The sequence below is a fragment of the Arthrobacter sp. M2012083 genome (assembly GCF_000281065.1).
In the GTDB taxonomy this organism is placed as follows: Bacteria; Actinomycetota; Actinomycetes; order Actinomycetales; family Micrococcaceae; genus Arthrobacter.
In genome coordinates this window covers 161,757-185,022 of record NZ_AKKK01000011.1, presented here as the reverse complement: position 1 = coordinate 185,022, position 23,266 = coordinate 161,757, and the positions used below count along the sequence as shown (strand labels likewise).

Genomic DNA, 23,266 nt, shown 5'->3' with positions numbered 1-23,266 from the left:
GCTGACATAATGCAATCCACTCCCGTACTGGATTGGATGGTGCCCCAGTGGCTTTTCTTGACCTCTCAGGCTTCCGTGCTGCGGTGCAGGATCCCGCCGCTGTAAGTAACCGGGCGATTGATCTCCACGCCAACGCCCACGATGCCTCGCATTTCCTGTTGATTCCGCAGGCGGTGGTCACGGCGAAGAGTGCCGCCGACGTTGGTGGGTTGCTGCGTGCCAGCGCAGCCCAGGGAGTGCCGCTGACATTCCGCTCCGGCGGTACCAGCCTGAGCGGGCAGGCCGTCACCGATGGCGTTCTGGTGGACGTTCGCCGGAACTTCAGGGATATTGAAGTGCTCGACGACGGCGCGCGGGTCCGCGTCCAGCCTGGCGTCACCGTTCGGGCACTGAATGCGAGGCTCGCGCGCTACGGACGGAAGTTTGGGCCGGATCCGGCCAGCGAAGCGGCGTGCACCATCGGCGGGGTTGTAGCCAACAATTCCTCCGGCATGAACTGCGGCACCGTGGACAACACGTACCGCACCTTGGAGTCGCTGACCGTAGTGCTGCCTTCCGGGACGGTCATAGACACCGGGGCGCCCGATGCCGGGGAAAAGCTCCGCACCGTTGAGCCGGATCTGTACCAGGGACTGGCCTTGCTCTCCGAGCGGGTCCGGAACAACCCGGACTCCGTGCAGAGGATCCGGCAGCAGTTTTCCATGAAGAACACCATGGGCTACGGGTTGAACTCCCTGCTGGACTTCCGGAACCCGGTAGACATCCTGACGCACCTGATCATTGGCAGTGAAGGCACCCTGGGATTCGTGGCCGAGGCGATCTTCCGCACCATTCCGCGGCTACAGCACGCCGCAGCAGGCCTGTTGGTCTTCCCGGATCTTGAGGCAGCAAACGCTGCACTGCCCGCGCTGGTGGAAACGGGAGCCGCGACCATCGAACTCATGGATGCCTTGTCACTCAAGGTGGGCCAGACACTCAAGGGAACGCCCGCCGTCGTGCATGACATAGCGGTCCGGGACCATGCCGCCCTTCTGGTGGAGTACTCCGCGGGCAGCATGGGCCAACTGGAAGAGCTTCAGGCCGGAGGGGCGGACATCCTGAAGGGCCTTGGCCTGTCAGCTCCTGCCCGGTTTACCGTCGACCCCAGGGGGCGTGGTCAGTTGTGGCAGCTGCGAAAGGGACTCTATGCCACCGTGGCAGGGGCGCGTCCCCAAGGCACCACGGCACTGTTGGAGGACATTGTGGTGCCGGTGTCCGTGCTTGGCCGCACCTGCCGCGTCCTGATAGGGCTGTTTGATAAGTACGGCTACAGCAACAGCGTGATCTTCGGCCATGCCAAGGATGGCAACGTGCACTTCATGCTGACTGACGGTTTTGCTTCCGCCTCCGAACTTCACCGTTACAGCGCGTTCACCGAGGACATGGTGGATCTGGTGCTGGCTGAAGGAGGATCGCTGAAGGCGGAGCATGGCACGGGGCGGGTCATGGCTCCTTTCGTTCACCGGCAGTACGGCGACGAGCTTTACGACGTCATGCGCACCATCAAGCACCTCTTCGACCCCGCGGGGATACTCAACCCGGGTGTGGTGATGAATGAGGACCCGACGGCCCACCTTCGGCATATCAAGACGGTACCGCCAGTAGCGGATGAAGTGGACCGATGTGTTTCCTGCGGCTATTGCGAGCCGGTTTGTCCCAGCAAGGACATCACCCTCACGCCGCGCCAGAGGATTGTCACGCTGCGCGCCATTGAATCTGCGCGATTGGCCGGGGACATGGCTTTGGTGAAAGAGCTCGAGCGGGACTACGGGTACGAGTCCGTGGACACCTGCGCCGTGGACGGCATGTGCCAGACGGCCTGCCCGGTGGACATCAACACAGGTTCGCTGGTGAAGCGCTTGAGAAAGAACGACGCCGGCAAACTCACCAACGGTGCGTGGAACGCCGCCTCCAAACACTGGGAAGGGGTCACCCGAGGAGCGGCTCTTGCGCTGACAGTGGTGGACAAGCTCCCGTCAGCCGTCGTCAAACCGCCCAACGAGGCAGCGCGGGCTATTTTTGGGGCAGATACCGTACCCCTCTACTCTCCTGAACTGCCGGGCGGAGGCTCAGCGCGAAAACGCCCGATCCCTGCAGGGCACGTGGATGCGGTGTACTTTCCTGCCTGCGTGAACACGATGTTCGGGCCGGCAGATGTGTCTCCTGAATCGCCAGGCAAGGGGGTGCAGTACAGCTTCGAGCAGCTTTCCGCCCGGGTAGGCCTCACCCTCCTGGTGCCGCAAGGAATTGACGGCCTGTGTTGTGGAACGCCGTGGTCCTCCAAGGGGATGGCTGACGGCCAGGAAACCATGAGAGCGAAAACCGTGGCAGCGCTTCGCCAGGCAACCCGTGACGGCGAGCTACCCATCGTCTGCGATGCGTCGTCCTGCACGGAAGGCTTGCGCCATGCGGTGGAATCCGAAGTCCCGGCGGAGGGCCAGCTTCCCTTGCGCATCGTGGACGCCGTGGACTTCGCAGCCGAACGGATCCTGCCTCGCCTGCCCGAGTACGAAAAGCTTGCTTCTTTGGCGCTGCATCCCACGTGTTCCTCAACACGGATGGGCCTGAATGATGCGCTCAGCGTGGTGGCCGGGGCGGTGGCGGATCGTGTGGACATTCCCGAAAACTGGGGTTGTTGTGCGTTTGCCGGCGACAGGGGCATGTTGCATCCGGAACTGACGGCGTCGGCAACCGCGCGCCAAGCAATGGATGTGGCGGACATGAACGCTGCTGCCCACGCCTCCTGCAACCGAACCTGCGAGCTTGGCATGACGCGCGCCACGGGCTCCCAGTACCGGCACGTGGTGGAGTTGCTGGAGGAGCTTTCCCGCTAGGTGGAGATGTCGGCCTCCGACGGATCATCATAATTTCCGATGCGATTGTGCTGTTTTATTCGCTATGCAGATGCACTTTGGGCACGTGAAAATGAATTAACCGTCACAGAAAAGGGCTGCAGCGTCCCATGCGCGCTGTGACCTTTCGCCACATAGGAGATCACATGTCAAGCCAAGAGGTTGAGGTCCTCGTCGTAGGGGCAGGCCAGGCCGGGATAGCGATGAGCGAGCATCTGAGCGATCGGGGAATTCCCCACATCGTTTTGGAACGCCACCGCATTGCTGAGCGGTGGCGTTCCATGAGATGGGATTCCCTGGTTGCCAATGGGCCTGCCTGGCACGATCGTTTCCCGGGCCTGGAATTTACCGACATCGAGCCCGGCTCGTTCCCGTCCAAGGAGCAGGTAGCAGACTACTTCGTGGCGTACGCCGACAAGATCGGTGCGCCAGTTCACTGCGGCGTGGAAGTAAAGTCGGTGCGCAGGAACGCCGGCGCGCCTGGCTTCCACGTGCAAACATCCGATGGCGAGTTCAACGCACGCTACGTCGTAGCCGCAACCGGGCCGTTCCAGCGTCCGGTGATTCCCGCCGTCGTTCCCGAAACCGCCGGACTCATGCAGATGCACTCAAGCTCGTACCGCAACCCCGGCCAACTGCCCCCGGGCGCCGTGCTGGTGGTCGGAGCTGGTTCCTCGGGCGTGCAGATTGCCGCGGAAATCCAGCGTTCAGGCCGCCAGGTATTCCTCTCGGTTGGCCCACATGACCGGCCTCCGCGGAACTACCGGGGACGGGACTTCTGCTGGTGGCTGGGGGTCCTTGGCAAGTGGGACGCCTCAACCCCAGCTCTGGGCGCAGAACACGTGACCATCGCGGTCAGCGGGGCAGGAGGCGGACACACGGTCGATTTCCGCGCGCTCGCCGAGAACGGGATCAAACTCGTGGGACGGACCATGGAGTTCCAGGACGGCACCATGCGCTTCGCGGACGACCTCCGTACCAACATTGCGAACGGCGATGCCCACTACTTGGAGTTGCTCGACGAAGCCGACGCCTACGTGGAACGCAATGGTTTGGATCTGCCTGAGGAACCTGAAGCCCGTTTCCTCAGGCCGGACCCGGAGAGCCTCGCCAACCCCATCCATAAGCTGGACCTCTCCGGGGCTGGAGTCGCCTCCATCGTGTGGGCAACAGGCTTCGCAGTGGACTACAGCTGGCTTCAAGTGGACGCTTTCGATGAGAAGGGAAAGCCCCTGCAGCAACGCGGTGTCTCCACCGAGCCTGGCGTGTACTTCCTGGGCCTGCCCTGGCAGTCACGCCGCGGATCCAGCTTCATCTGGGGCGTCTGGCACGACGCCAAGTACGTGGCCGATCAGATCACCATCCAGCGGAGCTACTTGATCCACAACGAGCAGGATGCCCTGGTGGCGAGCGGAGCCGTCTGACACCAGAACCGCAAAAGGGGGACCACGCCGAGCAGGCGTGGTCCCCCTTTTGTGTTTGGATTCAGGCGAGGCCGGCCAGCGACCTGGCCGACAGCGCCGCCTCCATTTTCTGCGGGTCAAGCAGTCCGCGCTCAATCACCAATTCGGCAATGCCTCGATGGGTTGCGAGGGCCTCCTTGGCCAGTTCTGCAGCGGCGGCGTATCCGATCAAGGGCGCCAATCCGGTGACCACGCTGATGGACTCCACCATCCGTTGCTGCAGCATCTGCGTATTCGCCGTGATGCCGTCCACGCAGTGCGTCCGGAGCTGGCGGCAGGCCACTGTCAGCCAGGCAAGCGACTCAAGCAAAGCGTCAGCAATGACCGGTTCGAAGGCATTGAGTTGGAGCTGCCCTGCCTCCACGGCCATGGTCACGGTGGCATCCGCGCCGATCACCCGGAAGGCCACCTGGTTGACCATTTCCGGGATGACCGGGTTGACCTTCCCGGGCATGATGGAGGACCCGGCCTGCACTGCGGGCAGGAGGATCTCGCCAAACCCCGCCTGCGGACCAGAGGAGAGTAGACGGAGGTCGTTGCAGATCTTGGACAGCTTCACCGCCGCCCTTTTCAAGACGCCGGACACGAGCATGAAGACGCCTGTATCGCTGGTTGCCTCCACAAGGTTTGTAGCTGAGGTGAGCTGCAGGCCTGTGATGGAACTGAGCTCGCCGATCACGGCCTCCCGGTAGCCGGCGGAAGCCGTGATGCCGGTCCCGATGGCAGTGGCTCCAAGGTTGGATTCCCGCAAGTGGGGAAGGAGTTCAAGGAGCCGGTGGCCATCCTCCCGGAGGGTGTCTGCGAATGCCCCGAACTCCTGTCCCATGGACATGGGCACCGCGTCCTGCAGCTGGGTACGGCCCACTTTGATAATGCCGGCGAACTCCGCGGCTTTGGCGTCAAATGCCTGGATGAGCCTGGAGTGCTCGGCGCAGAATTCCGTTATTTCCCGCTGCAGTGCAATCTTGATGGCCGTCGGATAGACGTCATTGGTGGACTGGCTGCGGTTCACATCATCAATGGGGTGCAGCGCGGAGTAGTCTCCCTTGCGGCGTCCCATCAGCTCCAGCGCACGGTTGGCGATCACCTCGTTGGCGTTCATGTTGGTGCTGGTCCCCGCACCGCCTTGGATGGTGTCCACCACGAACTGGTCATCCAAAAGGCCATCCATGACTTCCAAGGAAGCGTTTTGGATTGCGGCGGATTTGTCCGGATGAAGGAGGCCAAGGCTCTCGTTTGCCCGTGCTGCTGAGTATTTCACTGCGCCCAGGCTCCAAATGAGGGAACGCAGGGTGCCGATGGTTCGTCCGCTGACGGGGAAGTTGCCTACGGCGCGGTGCGTGCTGATGCCCCAGTACGAAGCCTCGGGAACGTCCGCGTCCCCGAGGCTGTCGTGCTCTCGTCGTACTCCCGGGCAGGGAGAAGATATTTGTTGTGTCATGGTCCTGTTCCTGGAAATGTTCCCAACACCAGCTCCCTGGCTACGGTGCCAGGTAGTCCAGCGCCGTGAGCGCCAAGGCGGCTGCGCCGTCGTGAATGGCAAGGTTGGCGGCGTCGCCAACGCAATGCGCGGCGAACTCGGGTTGGTGGTTGGCCGCCGGGAAGCAGCCAAGTCCTATATAGGGGTGGATGGCCGGAACCACTTGGGAAACATTCCCCATGTCCGTGGAAGCCCGGTTCATGGTGGCTTGCTCCGGTGGGGCGTTGAAGTCCCGGCCGAGTGACTCCGCATGCTTCACGTACAGCTCCAGTGCCCGATCGTCCGTGCGGAACTCCGAGTAGGGCTCCGATTCCGGGGTCACGGACAGCTTGCAGCCGGATGCCAATGCCCCCGCTTCGAAGCACCGTTGTACGCGCTCTTCCAGCTCGCCCAACAGCGCAAGTGATTCTGCACGGACGTACCAACGGCCCTCGGTCTTTTCCGGAATGGCGTTGGGCGCTTCGCCCCCGCGCGTCTGGATTCCGTGGACCCGGGTACCGGAAGGAAGTTGTTGGCGAAGGAGGCCCAAGGCCACCTGGGCAACAATGAAGGCGTCGTTGGCGTTGACGCCCTGATCCGGATACGCAGCGGCATGGGCTGATTTACCCCTGTATTCCACATGGTTGTGGGCTACGGCGTAAGGGCGGGCTTCTGCGGAATCCACGGGGCTGGGATGTGCCATCATGGCCAGGTCCAAGCCTTGGAAGGCGCCTTTTTTGAGGAGCTCGATCTTTCCGCCACCGCCTTCTTCGGCAGGGGTTCCATACAGTTCCACGGTCAGGTCATGTTCGGCTGCGAACTGCGCCAAGGCCACGGCGGCCCCGCACGAGATGGCCGTGATGATGTTGTGGCCGCATGCGTGGCCGAGGCCCGGAAGGGCGTCGTACTCGGCCATGAGCCCAACGCGACGTGAGCCCGTTCCGAAGACGGCCCGGATGGCGGTGGGAAAGCCCAGATACTCTCGTTCCACCTTGAAGCCGTGACCGGACAGGTACTCTGCGGTCCAGCCGGCGGCACGATGCTCTTGCCAGCCAAGTTCGGGGTTGGCGTGCAGGGTTTCGGAGAGATGGATCAGATGGGGCCGTTGCGCGGCAACGGAATCCAACACGCGCTGGCGCTGAACTGCCGGGGCAGTGATGGTGGTTGCCGCTTCAGCGCTCATCGCCGGCCACTCCGTAACTGACCGAAGCGGCGGGATCAAGGCCGCGGACTACGTAGTCCTGCCGCTGAGGAAGCCACACGTCCAGGAGTTGCTCGAGTTCGGCTATCGGGTGGTCATGCCAGTCCACGCGCAGGTCCGTGTCCCTCCAGCCGTGCCCGGATACCACCGAAAGTCCGGCCGATCGCACGGGTCCGGCTTCGCCGCCGGACGCAACAGCGGCTCGAAGGGCAGCCATAAGGCGCACTTCAAGTTCTCCGGCGGTGGCTTCAAAGGCGTCGCAGAGGGCCTGGGCAACACTCGGATGGGCGAGCATGTTGCCGGCAGCCACACTGTTGGCACCCCGGCCCTCGCCAAACACGCCAAGGGTATTTTCACCACTGAACACCGCGGATCCGCCTCTTGCGTCCAGGACCACAAGCTGGCGATACTCCACTGCAGGTGATTCCTGTACGACGGCGGCAATCGCCTCTTGTGCGGAATAGCCGGCTTGCAGGCGGTCGAGCAATGCTGTTCCCAGACGAGGATCGGTGATGTTCTGGGAGCTGACGGCGCCAATTCCGTCGCGCAAGTGCGCGCAGCGGGCAGCAACAGCGGGTGAGGACGAAGACACCGCTATGCCAAACCTTCCGTGGCTGTCCGTGGCGGCAATACTGAACGTCATGCGCGTCCCTCCGGGGCAGCCGTGGAGATCACGGCAGTGGCATCAATTTCCACAAGCCATTCCGGGCGCGCAAGAGCTTGGACAACAATTCCAGTGGAAACCGGGAAGACGCCTTTGAGCCAACGGCCCATGGTGCGGTACACAGTCTCCCGGTAGCGCGGATCAACAAGGTAGACGGTGACTTTGACGATGTCTTCAAGGCTGCTGCCCGCCTCCTTGAGCAACATGTCGATGTTGGCCATGGCCTTCTCCGTTTGGGCTTCGACGTCCCCAATGCCCACAGACTCGCGCGTCTCAAGGTCCTGTCCAATTTGGCCCCGGAGGTAAACCACGCCATTGGCCACAACTGCCTGGCAAAGATCGTTGTCCAGGTTCTGCTCCGGATAGGTCTCTTTCGTGTTGAACGTACGGATACGCTGGTGCTTCATGTCGCGGCTTGCCTTTCAGTTCTTGGACGGGTGCTCGTCTTCTTCAGCTTCCTTCGGGTCTCTAAATCTGTCCAACAGTTCTTTTAGAACGATTGCATCGACTTTTCCGATGAATGCAGTACCCTCATCTCATGGATGTGACACTCACGCAGTTGCGCTACTTCGTGGAAGCGGCAGCCCAGCTGTCCATGACAGGGGCAGCCGTTCGCCTCAACGTTGCCCAATCAGCAGTCTCGGCCGCCATCGCCCAGCTGGAGCGGCACGTTGGGACGCAGTTCTTCATTCGCCAACGCTCAAAAGGCCTGGTGCTCACGCCAGCCGGCGAGCTGTTCGTCAGGGACGCCCAAGCCATCCTTGCCCAGGTTGAGGAAAGCATTGACCACGCGCGTGGAGAACACCAAAGCGTCTCCGGGCGGATCCGTGTTGCCTGCTTCAGCACGCTGGCGCCTTTCCTGCTGCCCGGTGTCCTGACGAAACTGCGGGAAGACCACCCCGCCCTTGAAGCGGAAGTCATCGAAACCGATACTGCGGGCTGCATCGCCGCATTGCTCAGTGGGCAGGCGGATTTGGCGCTGTGCTACGACCTGGACCTGCCTGACGCGATAGCCAGTTCGGTGGTGGATACCGTGCGGCCCTATGTGGCACTTCCGCCAGACCATAAGCTGGCCGGGTCAAAGACAATTCAGCTGTCCGCCCTGAGCGGTGAACCCTTCGTGCTGCTGGACTTGCCGCACACCCGCGACCTCATGCTTTCCATCGCCAGGCTCGGTGGCCGGGAACCCGACGTCAGGTTCCGCTCGGCCAGCTACGAAACGGTGCGCACTTTCGTAGCCAGGGGCCTCGGCTATTCCATCCTCCACCAGCGGCCGCAGCACCAGTTGACCTACGACGGCGGCCAGCTGGCCGCCGTCGAAATCCGCGACGATGTGCCGGAATTGAAGACAGTCCTGGCGCACCTCAGGTCCCACCGCCCTACGGCTAGGGTGCGGGCGGTAGCACAGGCGGTGCGGCACCAAATCGTTGCTGCGCGCTCGGCCCGAACCTAGGCCGGCTGTTTCCGGGCAGCCAACCGCGCAAGGGCACGCTCCACCAGGTGCCGCTGCCGGGAACCAGTGACGGCATCCGGATCCAGCATGGAGGTCACGTGCAGGCCCATCATGACGTTCAGCAGCTCATCGGCAACAGCGTCCGGGTCCGTCAAAGGTTCGCATTCGCCGTCGTGCTCTGCTTGGGCAAGGAAACCCATCACCAGCCCGCGCCAGTGCAACAGGGCCTCCCTGCCGACGGAGCGGAGTGCCTCCTCCGTCTGCGCGCGCTGCCAGAACGAAACCGCGACGCGGGCTTCCACCACGGTGAGGGGGTCTGCCGGGATGATTTCCAGGCACAACCTCCGAAGGGCCGGAAGCCCGCGGCGGCCGGCGGTGCCAGCTGCGATGCGTTCGTTCGTGCGCTCGCAGATCAACTCGTAGGACGCCAGCAGCAGGGCGTCCTTATTGGGGAAATAGTGGGCCAGCACGCCCGGTGCCGCATAGCCGCATTCCCGGGCGATGTCCCGCATGCTGGCGTTCTCGATGCCCTGCTCCGCGATCAGCCGCCAAGTGGTCTCGATGATGGAACGGCGACGTTCCTCGTGATCAACCAAGCGGGGCATGCTGCTCCTTCATTCGGGCGGGTGGACATGGCCGGACCGTGAGCACCCTACCACCGCGGGAACGCCGGGACGTGCGACCCCGCGGTGGTAATTGCGGATGGAACCGTCAGTGCCCGCAGCCGCCGGCGTCCTGCCCTGCAGGAGCGCAGTGCCCGGCGGCAGACGATGGCACGTTCAGCGTGGGGTTCTGATCGAAGAAGCCGTGCGGTTTCAGCGTGAAGCCGGTGGTGTCAACGGGCATGATGGGCCAGTCCTCGGGACGGGGGAAATGGGTCAGGCCAAAGGAGTGCCACACCACGAGGTCCTGGCCGTCGATGTCGCGGTCCTGCGCCACGTAGCTGGGAAGCCCAGCACCTCCTGGGTGCTGGTTGACGAAGTCGCCGGCGGCGTAGAGCTCGTCCCCGGCGTGCTGCGTGACCCACAGATGGTGTGTGGCAAAAGCGGCCCGCGAGGCAATGGAGGAATCATCGGCCATGGCCAACGTGGGATTGCCCTCCGGGTAAAGGGTGTAGCCCACGGGGTGGCCAAGGTGGTTCAAGGAGTCGGGGTTGCTGATGTGCCACACCCTTCCCTTGGTGCCGTCGGCATCGCGGACTGCCTCCGATTCGCGGGCCAGCAGTGTGCGCTTTTGGGTGAAGGCATTGCCGTGGGGGTTTCCGGGTCCCTTGGGAAGGCGCACCAGGTCCAGTTCCTCAACCCGGTTCGTGTCGCCATCGATCATCATGTCCAGCCGGGCGCTGAAGAGGTGCTGGTGGTAGGGGGCGCCGAGGCCGGGAGCGATCTCCGAAGCGTAGGCGTAATCCTTCTCCGGCAGGGCTGCCGTGAACACGATGCCCGTGGCCTTCGCCTCAAACTCGATGGTGCCGTCCAAGTAGAGGTACCAGTAGAAACCGTAATCGTAGTTCCCTACGGTGGTGAAGAAGGAGATGACCAGCCTGCGGTTGCGTCGAACCTCGTTGGAGCCGGCCCACTCGTCCGTGTGCTTCCACAGGATTCCCGCGTCTTCCTCGTGGATGCAGATGCCGTTCTCGATCATTCGCGGATTGCCGAAATCATCAGCCACCACAGGGGACATGTAAGTGATGTCTCCCAAGCAGTCACAACCCAGCTTGAGCGAGTTGGCGTCCCGGCCCACAAGGTACTCGCCGGAATCGAAGTAGTTCTGCCAGCTTCGATACGGAGACGGATCGCCATACGGGACCACCATTTCGGAGATGGATGCGCGGTGGACCACTGGCCGACGCCGGCCCTGGTGCGAGTGGTGCAGTTGGTGGAGCACCAAACCTTCGCGGGCATCGAATCCCACGCGCAGGTCCCAGCCGGCCCAAGAAAGGTGGTTGCCCTCCAACGTGAAGCTGGGGCCTTCTGGTTGGGTGATTTCCATCGGCTTCAAGTCCGTGCGGAGCGCGCCGTGAATTGTGGGGTCGGTGTAGTTGCCGTTGACCTCCGGTACCGGCACGGGGCCGTCGTCGATCAAGTGGTTCACTCGGCGGTTTTCCACATCCACGAAGGCCACCAACCCGTCAATCGGGTGGGCCCAAGGGTGGTCCGCGGCGTGGTCCTGGCGGAATCCGAGGCCGCGAAGTAGCCGTTTGCCTTCCTCGTTCCCGTACTCGAAGACGCCTGCGGACAGGGGAGCGACGCGGACCTGGGCCGGGGTCAGGCCACGGCTGGCCAGTGCTGCGTTCCACTGTGGATCTCCAGCCAGGATGTCCTCGATGATCCCGAATTCCTCAAGCAGAACGGGCAACTGGCCATCGATTGCGGGGTTTAGTTCCCGCGTATCAAGGACGAGCCCGGCTGTCAGGGACAGCCTGACATCGAGGGAACGCGACAGTGCCGGGTCCCAAAGCATGGCCCGGACCAGGCGGGGAGCTGCTGGGGCATCTCCCTGAAAGGCGGTCTTGGGCGGTTCGATCAGGCCGAGGTAGGCGAAGCGGGTGGTCTCTGCGACGAGGCCGGCCTCTACCAGAATTCGGCGGGCCTGGCGGATCTCCTGTGCCGAGAGTTGCTCAAGTGGATGCTGCCCCAGCGGAGCCTGCGTTGTTGCGGCCAACGGGGTGGTTTGAAGGGTCATGGCACTTCCTGAAGTCGATTTTTGATGGTACAACTGTTCAACCAACGCTTTGATGTTACCCACCTCACAGGCCGGCGTAAAGTCCTTGACCCAAACGTCGCCGGCGGCCAGGAGAACCATGAACCAGCAATCCCGCCTACCTTGGCGGCTCGGCACAACCGTGCCCATTCCTGCAGGCCTTGTGGGCGTTGCAGCTGCGGGGAGCGCTGTAGCCCACGTGGCGGCGGCGGCAAGCAGTCCGGCAGGCGTCATGGCCTGGTGGATGGCGGCGATGGGTGCTGCGTGCTTGACCTGCGCCGCTCCCATGGCTTGTTCCCTCATGCGGAGGAGGTGGAGGCTCTCCGCCCGGCAGGTTGCGCCACGAGCCGCCGGCCACCTCTTGGCGATGAGCGCGGTCATGATCCTCATCCACCTGGTCCTGCTGTTGGGACTTGGCGGCGGCCACCACGGTGACAACCGGGGAGCATCCGCAGCTGGTCACCAAACAGCCATGCTCGTCCTCATTGGCGTTGAACTTCTCTGCCTCCTGGCTGCTTCCGCGGCCCTGCGCATCGCCCGCACCTCAACACCACAGCTGAATCACCACCACTAAAACCCCACTCAGGAGTCACCATGAACACCACCTCAACCGCACTCTCCCTGGACTGGCACGAACATGCCGCCGCCCTCGCGATCGATGGAAGGGCTTTCGTCGATGGCCGCCGAACAGCGTCAAGCACGGAACTTGCCCGCCCCACGATCAGCCCGATTGATGGTCGCGTCCTTGCTGAGCTGGCTGCGTGCGGAGCCAATGACGTTGATCGCGCGGTAGCAGCCGCCAGGCGAGCTTTTCCCGCGTGGGCCCGTTGCGGGGCCGAGAAGCGAAAAGGGCTGTTGCTGGCGATGGCTGCCTTGATGGAGCGGCATTCTGATGAATTGGCGCTCTTGGAGACGCTGGACAGTGGAAAGCCAATCCTGCAGACCACCACTGTTGACGTGCCCGGCGCTATCTCCACGTTGCGCTGGTACGCGGAGGCGGCGGACAAGCAGAACGGTGAGTTACCCACAGTTCCGCCCGGGGCAACCGCCCTGGTGACCCGCGAGCCCTTGGGTGTGGTGGCGGCAATCGTGCCGTGGAACTTCCCGCTGGAGATCGCGGTCTGGAAACTGGCTCCGGCGCTTGCCTCGGGGAACACCGTGGTGCTCAAGCCGGCCGAGCAGACTTCGTTGAGCGTGCTGCGGCTCGCCGAACTGGCCACGGAAGCGGGTCTTCCGGATGGCGTGCTGAACATCGTTACTGGCACAGGGCGGGAAGTAGGCGCGGCCTTGGCGCACCACATGGACGTTGATGCGCTGGCCTTCACGGGTTCCACCGCGGTCTCCCGCACCCTGTTGGAGGCCTCGGGTCGCAGCAACCTCAAACGGCTTAGCCTCGAAGCAGGCGGCAAGAGCTCCAACATTGTCTTTGCCGACACGGCAGACCTGCCAGAAGCAGCAACCAAGGCAGCCTTCGGAGCCTTCTACAACCAAGGCCAGGTCTGTTCTGCGAATTCACGGATCCTGGTGCAGAGGGATATCCATGACGAGTTCGCGGCCCTCCTTGCGGATGCGGCGGCCGGCTATCGGCCCGCTGACCCGTTGGCGGGCTTGGAGGGCAATGGTGCCCTTATCAGCAGCGCGCACGCGAACGACGTCGAGGGCTGGATTCGGCGCGGCCGCGCCGAAGGTGAGGTGCTTTTCGGCGGTGAGCGGCACGAAATCCGGGGCTCGGATGCCTACCTGGAACCCACTTTGTTGGGCGGCCTGGGCGCGGATCACGATGTCCACCGCGACGAGATTTTTGGGCCCGTGGCTGTGCTGCACGCCTTCGACACCGAGGAGGAAGCGGTGCAGTTAGCCAATGCCACAGACTACGGGCTGGCTGCCTCTGTGTGGACGTCCAACCTGTCCCGCGGACATCGCGTGGCAGCAGAGCTCCTTGCCGGAACAGTCTCCGTCAATACCGTGGACGCGCTGGGAAACACCACACCCTTTGGCGGCTTCAAGCAGTCCGGGTTCGGGCGGGACCTCTCCCTGCATGCGTTCGACAACTACACCGCGCCAAAGACCACGTGGATCCAGTTCGGCTGATTTGATTCATCTGGAAAACCGCTGATATGCATCACCATTCAATGGTTTACGTGATGCAGTTCACAGGCCTACGCTGGGCCAGACAGCAGACCAGGTTAGGCGCCGAAGGGCTTTTGGGGAAGGCCTGCCAGAATCTGCCAGCATCCTTCCACTGTGTTAAGGACACCCTCAAATGAAATCGATGCTCCGCTCCCGTCTTTTCGAAATCGAACAAGAGTCCATCGCCCCCATACCGGCCGAAGCGCGGCACGGTAGGTCCCGGGAACTCTTCACCATCTGGTTTGGAATGAACATGACGCCCCTCACGGTGGTCACCGGCGCCACGGCCACCACACTGTTGGGCCTTCCCATGGTCGGCTCCATCATCGCGATCTTTCTCGGCCACGCAATCGGCGGAATCGCCATGGCACTGCACGCGGCGCAAGGACCGCAGCTGGGCGTCCCCCAGATGCTGCAAGCCCGCGGCCAGTTCGGATCGCGTGGGGCGAGTTTGATCGTGGCCGTGGCGATCCTGATGTTCGTGGGGTACTTCTCGTCGAACCTGATCGTTTCCTCGGACTCGATCGCAGCCCTCCTGCCGGAGGCCAATGGAACTGCCATGATCATCGGCTGCGCCGTCCTCAGCTTCATCATCGCTGCGTTCGGGTACAACCTGGTCCGGAAGGTGACAGCGTTGGGCGCCTATGTGGTTGGCGCACTGGTGCTGGTGTCTTTCGCGGGCCTACTTGCCAGTGGGGACTTTTGGGCCCACATGAACCACGGTGAATTCACTTGGACGGGTTTCCTGGCCATGCTGGCAATCGGCATCGTGTGGCAACTGACGTACGCTCCCTACGTATCGGACTACTCCCGGTACATGCCCGCCAAGTCAGGCACCAAGGGAGCCTTTTGGGGAACCTACTTGGGCTGCGTCACGTCGAGCGCAATGTTGATGGTCCTCGGCGCCGGAGTCGGGATAGCCGTAACCGGAGTGGATTCGATGACAGGGCTCCACGGCTTGCTCGGGCCGGCACTCGGTGCCGCCGTCCTGGTGGGATTTGCACTGGTCGCGGCCGCGGGAAACTCGGTGAACGCCTACTGCAGTGCCCTTTGTGCCTTGACGCTGGTGGAGACCTTCTTCAGCGGATGGCGCCCCGGAATCAAAGCCCGCCTGGTGACGTCCCTGGTGTTGCACGTGCTCGGTGTCGCCCTGGCCCTAACCGCCGCAACCAGCTTCGCGTCCTCATACTTCAGCTTCCTCAGCGTGCTCCTTTACGTGCTCATCCCATGGTCTGCCATCAACTTGGTGGACTACTACGTCATCCGACACGGCTCCTACGCAGTAGACGAGTTCTACGCTGCCGACGGCGGCCGCTATGGCCGCTGGAATGCCGGCGCGCTGGCGGTTTTCGCCATCGGCGTTCTTGCCCAGATCCCCTTCATGGCCACTTCCTTCCATACAGGGGTGGTGGCCGAAGCGATGGGCGGAATTGATATCGCCTGGCTCGTGGGCCTGGGAGTCAGTTCTGTGGTTTACATCTTGATTGCCCGCACCGCCCCGAAGCTGATACGCCTCGATTCAGAAACCAAGTTCAGCTCCATCGAACCCCAAATCCATGGAAAGTAATGACATGACCTACGCAGACTGGATCTTCAGCGGCGGCCCCGTACATACTCTGGATCCGCTCCAAGCCCACACTGATGCAGTCGCGGTGGCTAACGGAAGAATCGTGGCTCTCGGCGTCGATGCCGCAGGCTGGCGTGGTCCAGCTACTGAGCTGGTGGACCTTTCCGGAAAGGCGCTCCTTCCCGGCTTCCAGGACGCCCACGTTCACCCGCTCGCGGGCGGACTGCAAATGCTCGGCTGTGATCTTTCCGGCGTCCATTCCCTGGCGGAGTATCGCGCGCTGATTGCGGATCATGCCCGTGCGAACCCGGCCGCGGAATGGATCCAGGGTGCGGGCTGGTACGGCGACGTTTTCGACGGCGGCTTCCCGCATCGTGCGCTGCTGGACGAGCTCGTTCCGGACCGGCCTGTGTTCCTGATAAGCCATGACGGACACGGTGCATGGGTGAATTCACGTGCACTTGAACGTGCCGGAATCACTGACACGACTCCTGATCCGGACGGAGGAGTCATTGCCCGGGATGGATCCGGAGCCGCCACCGGCATGCTCATTGAACACGCGGCAGACCTGGTCTCGGCACTGATTCCGGACCCGGACCAAAAGCATATCCGTCGTGCTCTTCTTACGGCCCAGGCCTATCTGCACTCGTTGGGTGTGACCGCATGGCAAGACGCCGCGGTCGGACAAGCCCTGGGGATGCCCGACTCCTTCGATCATTACCTGGCCTTGGAGTCGGAAGGGCGCTTGACCGCCACGGTGACCGGAGCGCTCTGGTGGAAGCGGGATTGCGGCCTCGAACAGATTGAACTCTTCAAGCAACGCCGTGCTACCTCGCGGGGTCGCTTCAGGGCCACAGCCGTAAAAATCATGGTGGACGGCGTCTGTGAAAACCTCACTGCTGCCTTGACCCGGCCATACAACGGCCATCCTCATGAAACGGGCATGAGCCTCATCGAACCGGACGAGCTTGCGCGAATCACGCGGGCTGTGGACGCGGAGGGCTTCGACCTCCATCTGCATGCTGTTGGAGACAGGGCCGTGCGGGACTGCGTTAACGCTCTGGACTTGCCTCGCCGCGAAGGCGGGGACCCGCGCCACCAGATCGCACACTTGGACTTGGTTGATCCGGCCGACGTCGCCCGCTTCGCAGCCACAGGGGCAATCGCCAATATACAACCGCTGTGGGCCAGGAAGGATCCGGTCCTTGTCGAAACCAAGCTGCCGTATCTCGACGAAGCCCACCAACAGGTGCACTTTGCCTTCGAGACCTTGCGCCGCGCCGGCGTCGGCCTTGCCATCGGCAGCGACTGGCCGGTCTCCAGCCCCGATCCCCTGTGGGGCATCCATACAGCCGTGAACCGCACGGCGCCGTCGGCCGATCCACATGCCCGCGACACCCGCTCGCAAACGGATCCGCTGTTACCCGCCGAAGCGATTACCCTCGGCGCGGCGCTCGCCGCCTACACAACGGGAGCTGCGCGCGCCAACCGGCTTGACGCCGAGCGTGGTGCCATCCGCGTGGGCATGGCCGCCGACTTGGTTGTGCTCGACGCCGATCCCCTCGCCGTCGAAGCCCGCGAGCTGGGGGCGATTGGCGTCGACGTCACTTTCGCTGGAGGCCAGCCCGTCTACAGCCGCGCCCACAACGGGGCGCTTCCCACCCTTCTTGCTCAGTAGCAAACTTAAGCAGTAGCAAAGGATCGATCATGGATCAGCCAGTAGCCTCAACGCGGCTCGCGCAAGAGCAAAGCAAGCATCTGCAAAAATCCCTGGGCCGCTTCGACATCTTGTTGTTGGTGGTCGCCGCCGTTATCTCAGTGGAGGTCCTGGGCCAGGTTTCCGGCTTCGGCGGGGAAACCTTCACCTGGACGCTCATCCTGGCCGTCACGTTCATGGTGCCCTATGGGCTGATCTTCGCCGAGACCGGCGGCGCTTTCACCGAAGAGGGCGGCGTCTACGTGTGGACGAAGATGGCGTTTGGCCGCGTGGTTGCAGCTATCACCTCCCTTTTCACATGGGTAACGCAGCCGGTCTGGGTGGGTGGCGCCATGGCCTTCGTCGCAGTGGAAACCTGGTCCGAGTACGTGGGCCACGTGGACGCCGGCAGCCCGGCCGATTACATCTTCAAGCTTCTCTTCATCTGGATCACTGTTACCTCAGCGATTATCAGCTTGAAGCACGGCAAATGGCTGCCCTCGCTGGGCGCCATCCTCAAGGTCGCGTTCCTGACCTTCTTCATCATTGTCACCATGGTTTACGGGCTGCAGCACGGCTTCAACGGTCTGGACCTGGGCTTCTTCTCTCCAACACTTGCCGGCTTCCTGGGTGTCACTCCACTTCTGCTGTTCTCGTTCCTTGGTTTCGAGTCCGGGAACAGTGCCGCCGGGGAGATGAAGAACCCGGCCAAGGATGTTCCCATTTCGGTTGCCCGGTCCTCCATGATTGCCGCCGCAAGCTACCTGCTCCCCATCCTTGCCATCCTGCTGGTGGTACCGCTGGACCAGATCACCGGCATTGGTGGCCTGTTCGGAGCAATAGCCACTGTCTACACAGTCTTTGGTCCTGCTGCTGAGATCATGTTGTCTGTTTCCGCCGTAGTTTTCTGCTTCATCCTGGTCTCGCAAGGTGCCGCATGGATGATCATCAGCGACCGCATGCAGGCCATGGCCGCGGCAGACGGGTCCTTCTTTGGGGGCTTCTTTGGACGCTTCCATCCCAAGCTGGGCACGCCTATCCGCGTCAATACGCTCTCAGGTGTGGTGGCGACGCTGTTCATGCTTGCAGCCATGCAGCTCAGCGGCACCAGCAGCGCACTGTTCGGAGTGGTGCTCTCCATCGCGATTTCGACGTTCCTACTGAGCTACCTGTTTGCCATCCCGGCGGCTGTGAAGCTCCGGAGCAAGTATCCCCACGCTGACCGGCCCTTTAGGGTTCCTGTCTCCGATGCCGGTTTCCGCATCCTCGGTTACATCTGCTTCACGTGGATCCTGATCGGGTCCTGGGTGGCAATCTTCCCGGGAACCTTGGATGTGCTCTTCGGCTTGCCGTACGACTTTGAGGCAACGTGGGGTGTCCCGCAGTTCACGTTCGAAGCCTTCGCCCTCGGCACCCTTGGATGCATCCTGGCACTCGGGCTCGTGGGTTATGCCCGTGGCAAGAAGGTGAGGGAGGCGGTAGCGCCCAGGAGCGAGACCGCGGAACTGGTCAACGACTAACTCGCTGCACGGCGTTCGTCATCGGCTTTCGAGGTCCTCGAGCGTCTTGCCCTTGGTGTCCGAGGACAAAAGGGTTGCTACAGCTGAAACCAAGCAGATGCCCAGCGTGGTCAGGCCGATGACCATGGGGATGTTCGCTGATCCCGGGGGAGCGATCGCCGTGAACAGGCTCGGGAAGAAGGAAGCGATCATGAGCCCGATGTTCTGCGAGACAGCGAAGCCGGTCACCCTCATTCTCATGGGGAACTGCTCCTGGAAGAAGGTGGCAAAGGTGGCGTTCCACATCTGGAAGAGGATGCCTTGGACGATCACGACGCAGACGAAGACCAAGGGAAGGCTGCGCTGTTCGATCGCCCACAGGTAGCCCACGGTCAACAAACCGCCGGCGATGCCGCCGGCCACCATCAGTGTTCGCCGGCCGATCTTGTCGGACAGGGCACCGAACAACGGGATGGTCAGCACCGCGGCCACATTGGCTGCCAGGGTTACCCAGAGGAACTCGCTGCTGGAGAAGCCGATGCCGTAGCCCTTTTGGGTGGCGAAGGAGACGCCGAAGATGAGGGTGGCCATGCCGATGACGTTGGTGAAGGTCATGATGATGCACCGCAGCAAAACCCAGGGATGGGTGCGCAGGAGGTCCACCAACGGAAAGCGGCGCTTGGCGCTGGCGTCCTCGGACTGGGCCAAGTAGGCGGGCGGCTCCTCCACTCGGCGACGGATAACATATCCGGCCACGATCACTACGGCGCTGAGCAGGAACGGCAAGCGCCAGCCCCAGGAGTGGAACTGCTCTTCAGGGAGCAAGGCGGCGAGCGGAATCAGGACGGCCGTGGCGAGGATCGAGCCCACTTGCGTGCCCTGCAGGCTGAAGCTCGCGAAGAATCCGCGCTTCGCATCGGGGGAGTGCTCCACGATCATGGCACTGGCACCACCGAGTTCACCTGCAACGGCGAATCCTTGGATCAGCCTCAGAATCACCAGGAGGACGGGGGCCAGAAGGCCAACCTGTCCATACGTGGGCAGGAGGCCGACGGCAAAAGTAGCGAAGCCCATGAGCAGCATCGCGAAAACGAGCACCTTCTTGCGCCCGTGCCGGTCACCGTAGGCGCCCAGGACCACGGCGCCGAGCGGGCGGGAAACGTAACCCACGGCGTAGGTGGCCAGGGAGGCGATGATGCCGACGGTGGCATTCTCGGTAGGGAAGAAGATGGTGGGAAACAGAAGTGTCGCCGCCAGTGAGTACAGAGCGAAGTCGTAGTACTCCAGTGCGCTTCCGATCCAGCCGCTCATCGCGGCCTTCTTCGGATCCTTCTGGCCGGTGGTTGGTTCGGGGCCGGTGGCGTGTTCGGGGGAGGTGCTGGGATCCCTCCGGTGCGTGACTGTCACGTCGCTGTACTCCTCTGGCGTCGTTGGCAAGGAACAAGAACTCTTCCCATCCAGGACTGAACAAAGTGGTCATTCAGCGTGAGGAAGGTTACATCTTGAATCGATTCATAAATCATAGGACGTGACGTGCGCTACGTCAACGCACGACGGCGGCAGGCCACCGTTGGTTCCAATGGAACCAAGGCGACCTGCCGCCGTCGTAAGTATTATTCGTTTTTTGAGTGGTTCGCCGTCGTAGGCGGTTGTGCGGTTACTTGGCCAGGAAGCGCAACAGGATCTCGTTGATTTCAGCGCCGTGAGTCCACAGCATGCCGTGCGGCGCGTCTTCAATCTCGACGTATTCGGCGGACGGCAGGCGCTTGGTGAACTCGCGGCCTGTGGAGTCGATGGGAAGGATGCGGTCGTCGGTGCCGTGGACGATCAGTGAGGGGACGGTGACCTTCCCGATGTCGGAGCGGAAGTCCGTGAGCCATGAGTCAACCACTGCGAAGGATGCGTACCAGGACGAGCCTGCGGCTACGTTCCAGGAATTCCGCAGTGCCTCTTCGCTGAGGCGGTTGCCCAGGAAGTTATCGGTGTTGAAGAAGTCGTTGTAGAAGTTGGTGAACCAGGCGTAGCGGTCTTCGATAGCGGCGTTGCGGATGCCATCGAAGACTGACGAGGGAACGCCGGTTGGGTTGTCGCCCGTCTGAAGGAGGAAGGGTTCCAGGGATGCCAGGAATGCGGCCTTGGCGATGCGGGCTTCTCCGTACGTGCCGATGTAGCGTCCAACTTCACCGGTGCCCATCGAGAAGCCGACCAGCACGACGTCCTGTAGGTCCAGGGTTTCAAGAACGGTGTTCAGGTCTGCCGCGAAGGTGTCGTAGTCGTAGCCGGTGGTTGGCTTGCTGGACTTGCCGAAGCCGCGGCGGTCGTAGGTGATGACCCTGTAACCGGCGTTGAGGAGGGCGGCTGTCTGCTTTTCCCATGAGCCGCCGTCCAAGGGGTAGCCGTGGATCAGGACGACGGGCTGACCCGCGCCGTGGTCCTCGTAGTAGAGCTCAATGTCCGTGGTGTTCTCGGTGCCAACCTTGATGAAACCCATGATTTGTCCCTTTCTAGAGGTGGAGAACGATCGTTCTCCCTCGGTGTTCTCCATAGTAGAGAACGATCGTTCTCATTGCAAGTACAATAGGTGCATGGATATTTCCGAGGTTCGCGAACGCATCGTCGCCGCCGCCGACGAGCTCTACAACGCGAAGGGAATCCAGGCCGTTGGCATGGACGAACTCCGCTCGGTGGCCGGGGTCTCGCTGAAGAAGCTTTACGCGGAGTTCCCCTCAAAGAGCAGCATTGTCATGGCCGTGCTTGAGCACCGGCATAAGTCCTGGACCGAAGGGCTCGACGCCACGGTGCAGCAGGCCGGGGGCCCCCGGGAGCGCCTCCTCGCCATCTTCGACTACCTCGCCGGATGGTTCTGTCAGGATTCGTTTCGCGGGTGCGGATTCATCAACAGCTTCGCCGAGCTCGGTGCCATCAGCCCGGACGTCGCCGAATATGCGCGGAAGCACAAGGAATCGTTCCAGGAATACGTTGCCCGTTTGGCTGGTGAGGCCGGCGCGCCGGGCTATCTGGCACCGCAACTGGCCATCCTTGCCGAAGGTGCGCAGACCACGGCGGCCATCGCAGGAACGTCCGATGCCGCCGGGCAGGCGCGTCAAGCAGCGGCAGTACTGATCGACGCAGCCCTCACGGCCGACTAGGCTTCTGAGACGCGCCGTACGCGGCAGGAAGAAGACTATTTGTGTTTGAAGTCCCCAGCATCTTGTTCTTCTCGGCAGGCATTGCGGTGTTGGCCGCAGCAGTTCTGCCGAAATTGTTGCGCCACATGCCGCTTTCCATGCCGATGGTCTTTCTGGGCAGCGGAATTCTGGCGTTCACCCTGCTTCCTGACTTACCGGACCCGGACCCTGTCCAGTATGGGGATTTCACGACGCACCTGACCGAAGTGTGCGTCATCATCTCTCTCATGGGTGCCGGGCTGGCTCTTGATAGACCCTTCCGTTGGCGCGGATGGACCACCACCTGGCGTCTCCTCGGGATCGTCATGCCCTTGTGCATCCTGGTGATGACGCTCCTTGGCCTGTGGGTGTTGGGTCTGGGTTTGGCCGCCGCAATCCTCGTAGCGGCAGCGATCGCACCCACGGACCCTGTGCTGGCATCTGAGGTCCAGGTGGGAAAACCTGCAGACACAGAAGATGACCCGGACGAGGACGAGGTCCGCTTCGCCTTGACGTCCGAGGCAGGTTTGAACGACGGGCTCGCCTTCCCCTTCGTGTATCTGGCCATCCTCATCAGCTTGGTGGGTGCCTCCCCGGAGGCCTGGCTTGGGGAATGGCTGGCGTTGGATGTTCTCTGGCGCATTGGTGCGGGGGTGCTGGTCGGTTTCGGAACCGGCAAGCTTCTGAGCTTGATCTTCTTCGCCGCCAAGGGGAAGAGCTTCCGCTTGTCAGAACACTCCGAGGGCTTCGTGGCGCTCGCAGCTACTTTCCTGGCCTACGGCGTTGCGGAGATGGTGGAAGGCTACGGGTTCATCGCAGTTTTCATATGCGCCGTGACCATTCGATCTGCTGAGCACAACCACTCCTACCACCAGGTGCTGCACAGCTATGTGGAGCAGCTCGAGCGCCTCATGACGGTGGTGATCCTGGTTCTTCTTGGCGGCGCCATAGCCCGTGGCCTCTTGGAGGGTATCGGTTGGATGGAGCTGTTGGTAGCGTTCGCGTTCCTCTTGCTGGTCCGCCCCTTGGCTGGATGGCTCGGCTTGATGGGTGGCAAGACCGGTCCGCGCGAACGCCTGGCCATTTCCTACTTCGGCATCCGCGGGATCGGGTCACTGTATTACGTGGCATACGCACTGAGCCATGGCAACTTCGATGCCGAAGCGCGCGAGCTTTGGGCCCTGATCGGCTTGGTGGTGGCACTGTCCATCGTGGTGCATGGGGCCACCACGGCGCCCCTCATGAACCGGCTGGATCGGCTCCGGGCCGCTGAAGCACGCAAGCAGCACGGCGACGAAGGCCGGGCGCCCACCACGGCTGTTTAGCGTCGGCAGGCCCCTGCGCCGAGTGGTTTATCGATATTCTGGAATAATTAA

Annotated in this window: 18 protein-coding genes; 10 read left to right on the top strand and 8 right to left on the bottom strand. The window is 62.5% G+C overall.

Going from position 1 to position 23,266, the window contains the following annotated elements; genetic code table 11:
* Positions 1–47 precede the first annotated feature (47 nt).
* Together A477_RS0107725 and A477_RS0107720 are read left to right on the top strand one after the other, a co-directional pair.
* Positions 48–2,873 carry an FAD-binding and (Fe-S)-binding domain-containing protein gene (locus tag A477_RS0107725; RefSeq protein WP_017198443.1) on the top strand — a complete coding sequence of 942 codons (2,826 nt, stop codon included), beginning with the start codon at positions 48–50 and terminating at the stop codon, positions 2,871–2,873.
* A gap of 164 nt (positions 2,874–3,037) precedes the next feature.
* Positions 3,038–4,315, top strand: coding sequence for a flavin-containing monooxygenase (locus tag A477_RS0107720; protein WP_017198442.1), 1,278 nt, complete (start codon positions 3,038–3,040; stop codon positions 4,313–4,315).
* Positions 4,316–4,376: 61 nt separating this feature from the next.
* Here A477_RS0107720 and A477_RS0107715 read toward each other — a convergent pair whose 3' ends face one another.
* From A477_RS0107715 to A477_RS0107700, 4 genes are read right to left on the bottom strand one after another with little or no spacing between them, the layout of a single operon-like run.
* Positions 4,377–5,795 carry an aspartate ammonia-lyase gene (locus A477_RS0107715; protein WP_017198441.1) on the bottom strand — a complete coding sequence of 473 codons (1,419 nt, stop codon included), beginning with the start codon at positions 5,793–5,795 and terminating at the stop codon, positions 4,377–4,379.
* Positions 5,796–5,835: 40 nt separating this feature from the next.
* The gene (locus tag A477_RS0107710) at positions 5,836–6,996 is read right to left on the bottom strand and encodes a M20 family metallopeptidase (RefSeq protein ID WP_017198440.1); all 1,161 of its coding nucleotides are present in this window, start codon (positions 6,994–6,996) and stop codon (positions 5,836–5,838) included.
* Complete coding sequence (locus tag A477_RS0107705; protein WP_017198439.1) at positions 6,986–7,657, bottom strand: DUF1028 domain-containing protein; 672 nt, start codon at positions 7,655–7,657, stop codon at positions 6,986–6,988. The genes A477_RS0107710 and A477_RS0107705 overlap by 11 nt, the downstream gene beginning before the upstream one ends.
* On the bottom strand, positions 7,654–8,085 hold the full coding sequence (locus tag A477_RS0107700; protein ID WP_017198438.1) for a RidA family protein: 432 nt from the start codon (positions 8,083–8,085) through the stop codon (positions 7,654–7,656). The genes A477_RS0107705 and A477_RS0107700 overlap by 4 nt, the downstream gene beginning before the upstream one ends.
* Positions 8,086–8,216: 131 nt before the next feature.
* On the opposite strand from A477_RS0107700, the gene A477_RS0107695 reads away from it, so the two are divergent.
* Complete coding sequence (locus A477_RS0107695) at positions 8,217–9,131, top strand: LysR substrate-binding domain-containing protein (protein WP_017198437.1); 915 nt, start codon at positions 8,217–8,219, stop codon at positions 9,129–9,131.
* Here A477_RS0107695 and A477_RS0107690 read toward each other — a convergent pair.
* Together A477_RS0107690 and A477_RS0107685 are read right to left on the bottom strand one after the other, a co-directional pair.
* On the bottom strand, positions 9,128–9,736 hold the full coding sequence (locus A477_RS0107690) for a TetR/AcrR family transcriptional regulator (protein ID WP_017198436.1): 609 nt from the start codon (positions 9,734–9,736) through the stop codon (positions 9,128–9,130). The genes A477_RS0107695 and A477_RS0107690 overlap by 4 nt on opposite strands.
* A gap of 106 nt (positions 9,737–9,842) precedes the next feature.
* The gene (locus tag A477_RS0107685; RefSeq protein ID WP_026005433.1) at positions 9,843–11,813 is read right to left on the bottom strand and encodes a primary-amine oxidase; all 1,971 of its coding nucleotides are present in this window, start codon (positions 11,811–11,813) and stop codon (positions 9,843–9,845) included.
* 397 nt (positions 11,814–12,210) lie between these two features.
* Here A477_RS0107685 and A477_RS23685 point away from each other — a divergent pair, with 397 nt between their 5' ends.
* The 5 genes from A477_RS23685 to A477_RS0107655 all read left to right on the top strand — a co-directional run bounded on the left by A477_RS23685 (position 12,211) and on the right by A477_RS0107655 (position 18,744).
* A complete protein-coding gene (locus tag A477_RS23685) occupies positions 12,211–12,405 on the top strand; it encodes a hypothetical protein (RefSeq protein WP_237715748.1) in 195 nt (64 codons plus the stop codon).
* 20 nt (positions 12,406–12,425) lie between these two features.
* Positions 12,426–13,922, top strand: coding sequence for an aldehyde dehydrogenase (locus A477_RS0107675; RefSeq protein ID WP_017198433.1), 1,497 nt, complete (start codon positions 12,426–12,428; stop codon positions 13,920–13,922).
* Positions 13,923–14,094: 172 nt separating this feature from the next.
* Positions 14,095–15,528 (top strand): purine-cytosine permease family protein, encoded by a 1,434-nt coding sequence (locus A477_RS0107665; protein ID WP_026005432.1) that lies wholly within the window; start codon positions 14,095–14,097, stop codon positions 15,526–15,528.
* Between the two features lie 4 nt (positions 15,529–15,532).
* A complete protein-coding gene (locus A477_RS0107660; protein ID WP_017198431.1) occupies positions 15,533–17,206 on the top strand; it encodes an amidohydrolase in 1,674 nt (557 codons plus the stop codon).
* 29 nt (positions 17,207–17,235) lie between these two features.
* Positions 17,236–18,744, top strand: coding sequence for an APC family permease (locus A477_RS0107655; RefSeq protein WP_017198430.1), 1,509 nt, complete (start codon positions 17,236–17,238; stop codon positions 18,742–18,744).
* An 18-nt stretch (positions 18,745–18,762) separates the two neighbouring features.
* Here the strand turns inward: A477_RS0107655 and A477_RS0107650 are convergent, their stop codons facing one another.
* Positions 18,763–20,130 (bottom strand): MFS transporter, encoded by a 1,368-nt coding sequence (locus A477_RS0107650; protein WP_017198429.1) that lies wholly within the window; start codon positions 20,128–20,130, stop codon positions 18,763–18,765.
* A 250-nt stretch (positions 20,131–20,380) separates the two neighbouring features.
* Positions 20,381–21,214: an alpha/beta fold hydrolase gene (locus A477_RS0107645; RefSeq protein ID WP_017198428.1), complete on the bottom strand. Its 834-nt coding sequence runs from the start codon at positions 21,212–21,214 to the stop codon at positions 20,381–20,383.
* 94 nt (positions 21,215–21,308) lie between these two features.
* Between A477_RS0107645 and A477_RS0107640 the strand changes: the two genes are divergently transcribed.
* Both A477_RS0107640 and A477_RS0107635 read left to right on the top strand, forming a co-directional pair.
* Positions 21,309–21,872, top strand: a complete 564-nt coding sequence (locus tag A477_RS0107640; RefSeq protein WP_017198427.1) for a TetR/AcrR family transcriptional regulator — start codon at positions 21,309–21,311, stop codon at positions 21,870–21,872.
* A gap of 41 nt (positions 21,873–21,913) precedes the next feature.
* Entirely contained in the window at positions 21,914–23,215 is a 1,302-nt protein-coding gene (locus A477_RS0107635) for a cation:proton antiporter (RefSeq protein WP_017198426.1), read from the top strand.
* Positions 23,216–23,266 lie beyond the last annotated feature (51 nt).

Excerpts from the sequence above, each read along its gene's own strand:
- A477_RS0107695 (WP_017198437.1), top strand. The coding sequence starts at position 8,217 with ATGGATGTGACACTCACGCAGTTGCGCTACTTCGTGGAAGCGGCAGCC.
- A477_RS0107675 (WP_017198433.1), top strand. The coding sequence starts at position 12,426 with ATGAACACCACCTCAACCGCACTCTCCCTGGACTGGCACGAACATGCC.
- A477_RS0107685 (WP_026005433.1), bottom strand. The coding sequence starts at position 11,813 with ATGACCCTTCAAACCACCCCGTTGGCCGCAACAACGCAGGCTCCGCTG.
- A477_RS0107690 (WP_017198436.1), bottom strand. The coding sequence starts at position 9,736 with ATGCCCCGCTTGGTTGATCACGAGGAACGTCGCCGTTCCATCATCGAG.
- A477_RS0107655 (WP_017198430.1), top strand. The coding sequence starts at position 17,236 with ATGGATCAGCCAGTAGCCTCAACGCGGCTCGCGCAAGAGCAAAGCAAG.
- A477_RS0107660 (WP_017198431.1), top strand. The coding sequence starts at position 15,533 with ATGACCTACGCAGACTGGATCTTCAGCGGCGGCCCCGTACATACTCTG.
- A477_RS0107705 (WP_017198439.1), bottom strand. The coding sequence starts at position 7,657 with ATGACGTTCAGTATTGCCGCCACGGACAGCCACGGAAGGTTTGGCATA.
- A477_RS0107665 (WP_026005432.1), top strand. The coding sequence starts at position 14,095 with ATGAAATCGATGCTCCGCTCCCGTCTTTTCGAAATCGAACAAGAGTCC.
- A477_RS23685 (WP_237715748.1), top strand. The coding sequence starts at position 12,211 with ATGATCCTCATCCACCTGGTCCTGCTGTTGGGACTTGGCGGCGGCCAC.
- A477_RS0107700 (WP_017198438.1), bottom strand. The coding sequence starts at position 8,085 with ATGAAGCACCAGCGTATCCGTACGTTCAACACGAAAGAGACCTATCCG.
- A477_RS0107715 (WP_017198441.1), bottom strand. The coding sequence starts at position 5,795 with ATGACACAACAAATATCTTCTCCCTGCCCGGGAGTACGACGAGAGCAC.
- A477_RS0107640 (WP_017198427.1), top strand. The coding sequence starts at position 21,309 with ATGGATATTTCCGAGGTTCGCGAACGCATCGTCGCCGCCGCCGACGAG.
- A477_RS0107720 (WP_017198442.1), top strand. The coding sequence starts at position 3,038 with ATGTCAAGCCAAGAGGTTGAGGTCCTCGTCGTAGGGGCAGGCCAGGCC.
- A477_RS0107645 (WP_017198428.1), bottom strand. The coding sequence starts at position 21,214 with ATGGGTTTCATCAAGGTTGGCACCGAGAACACCACGGACATTGAGCTC.
- A477_RS0107710 (WP_017198440.1), bottom strand. The coding sequence starts at position 6,996 with ATGAGCGCTGAAGCGGCAACCACCATCACTGCCCCGGCAGTTCAGCGC.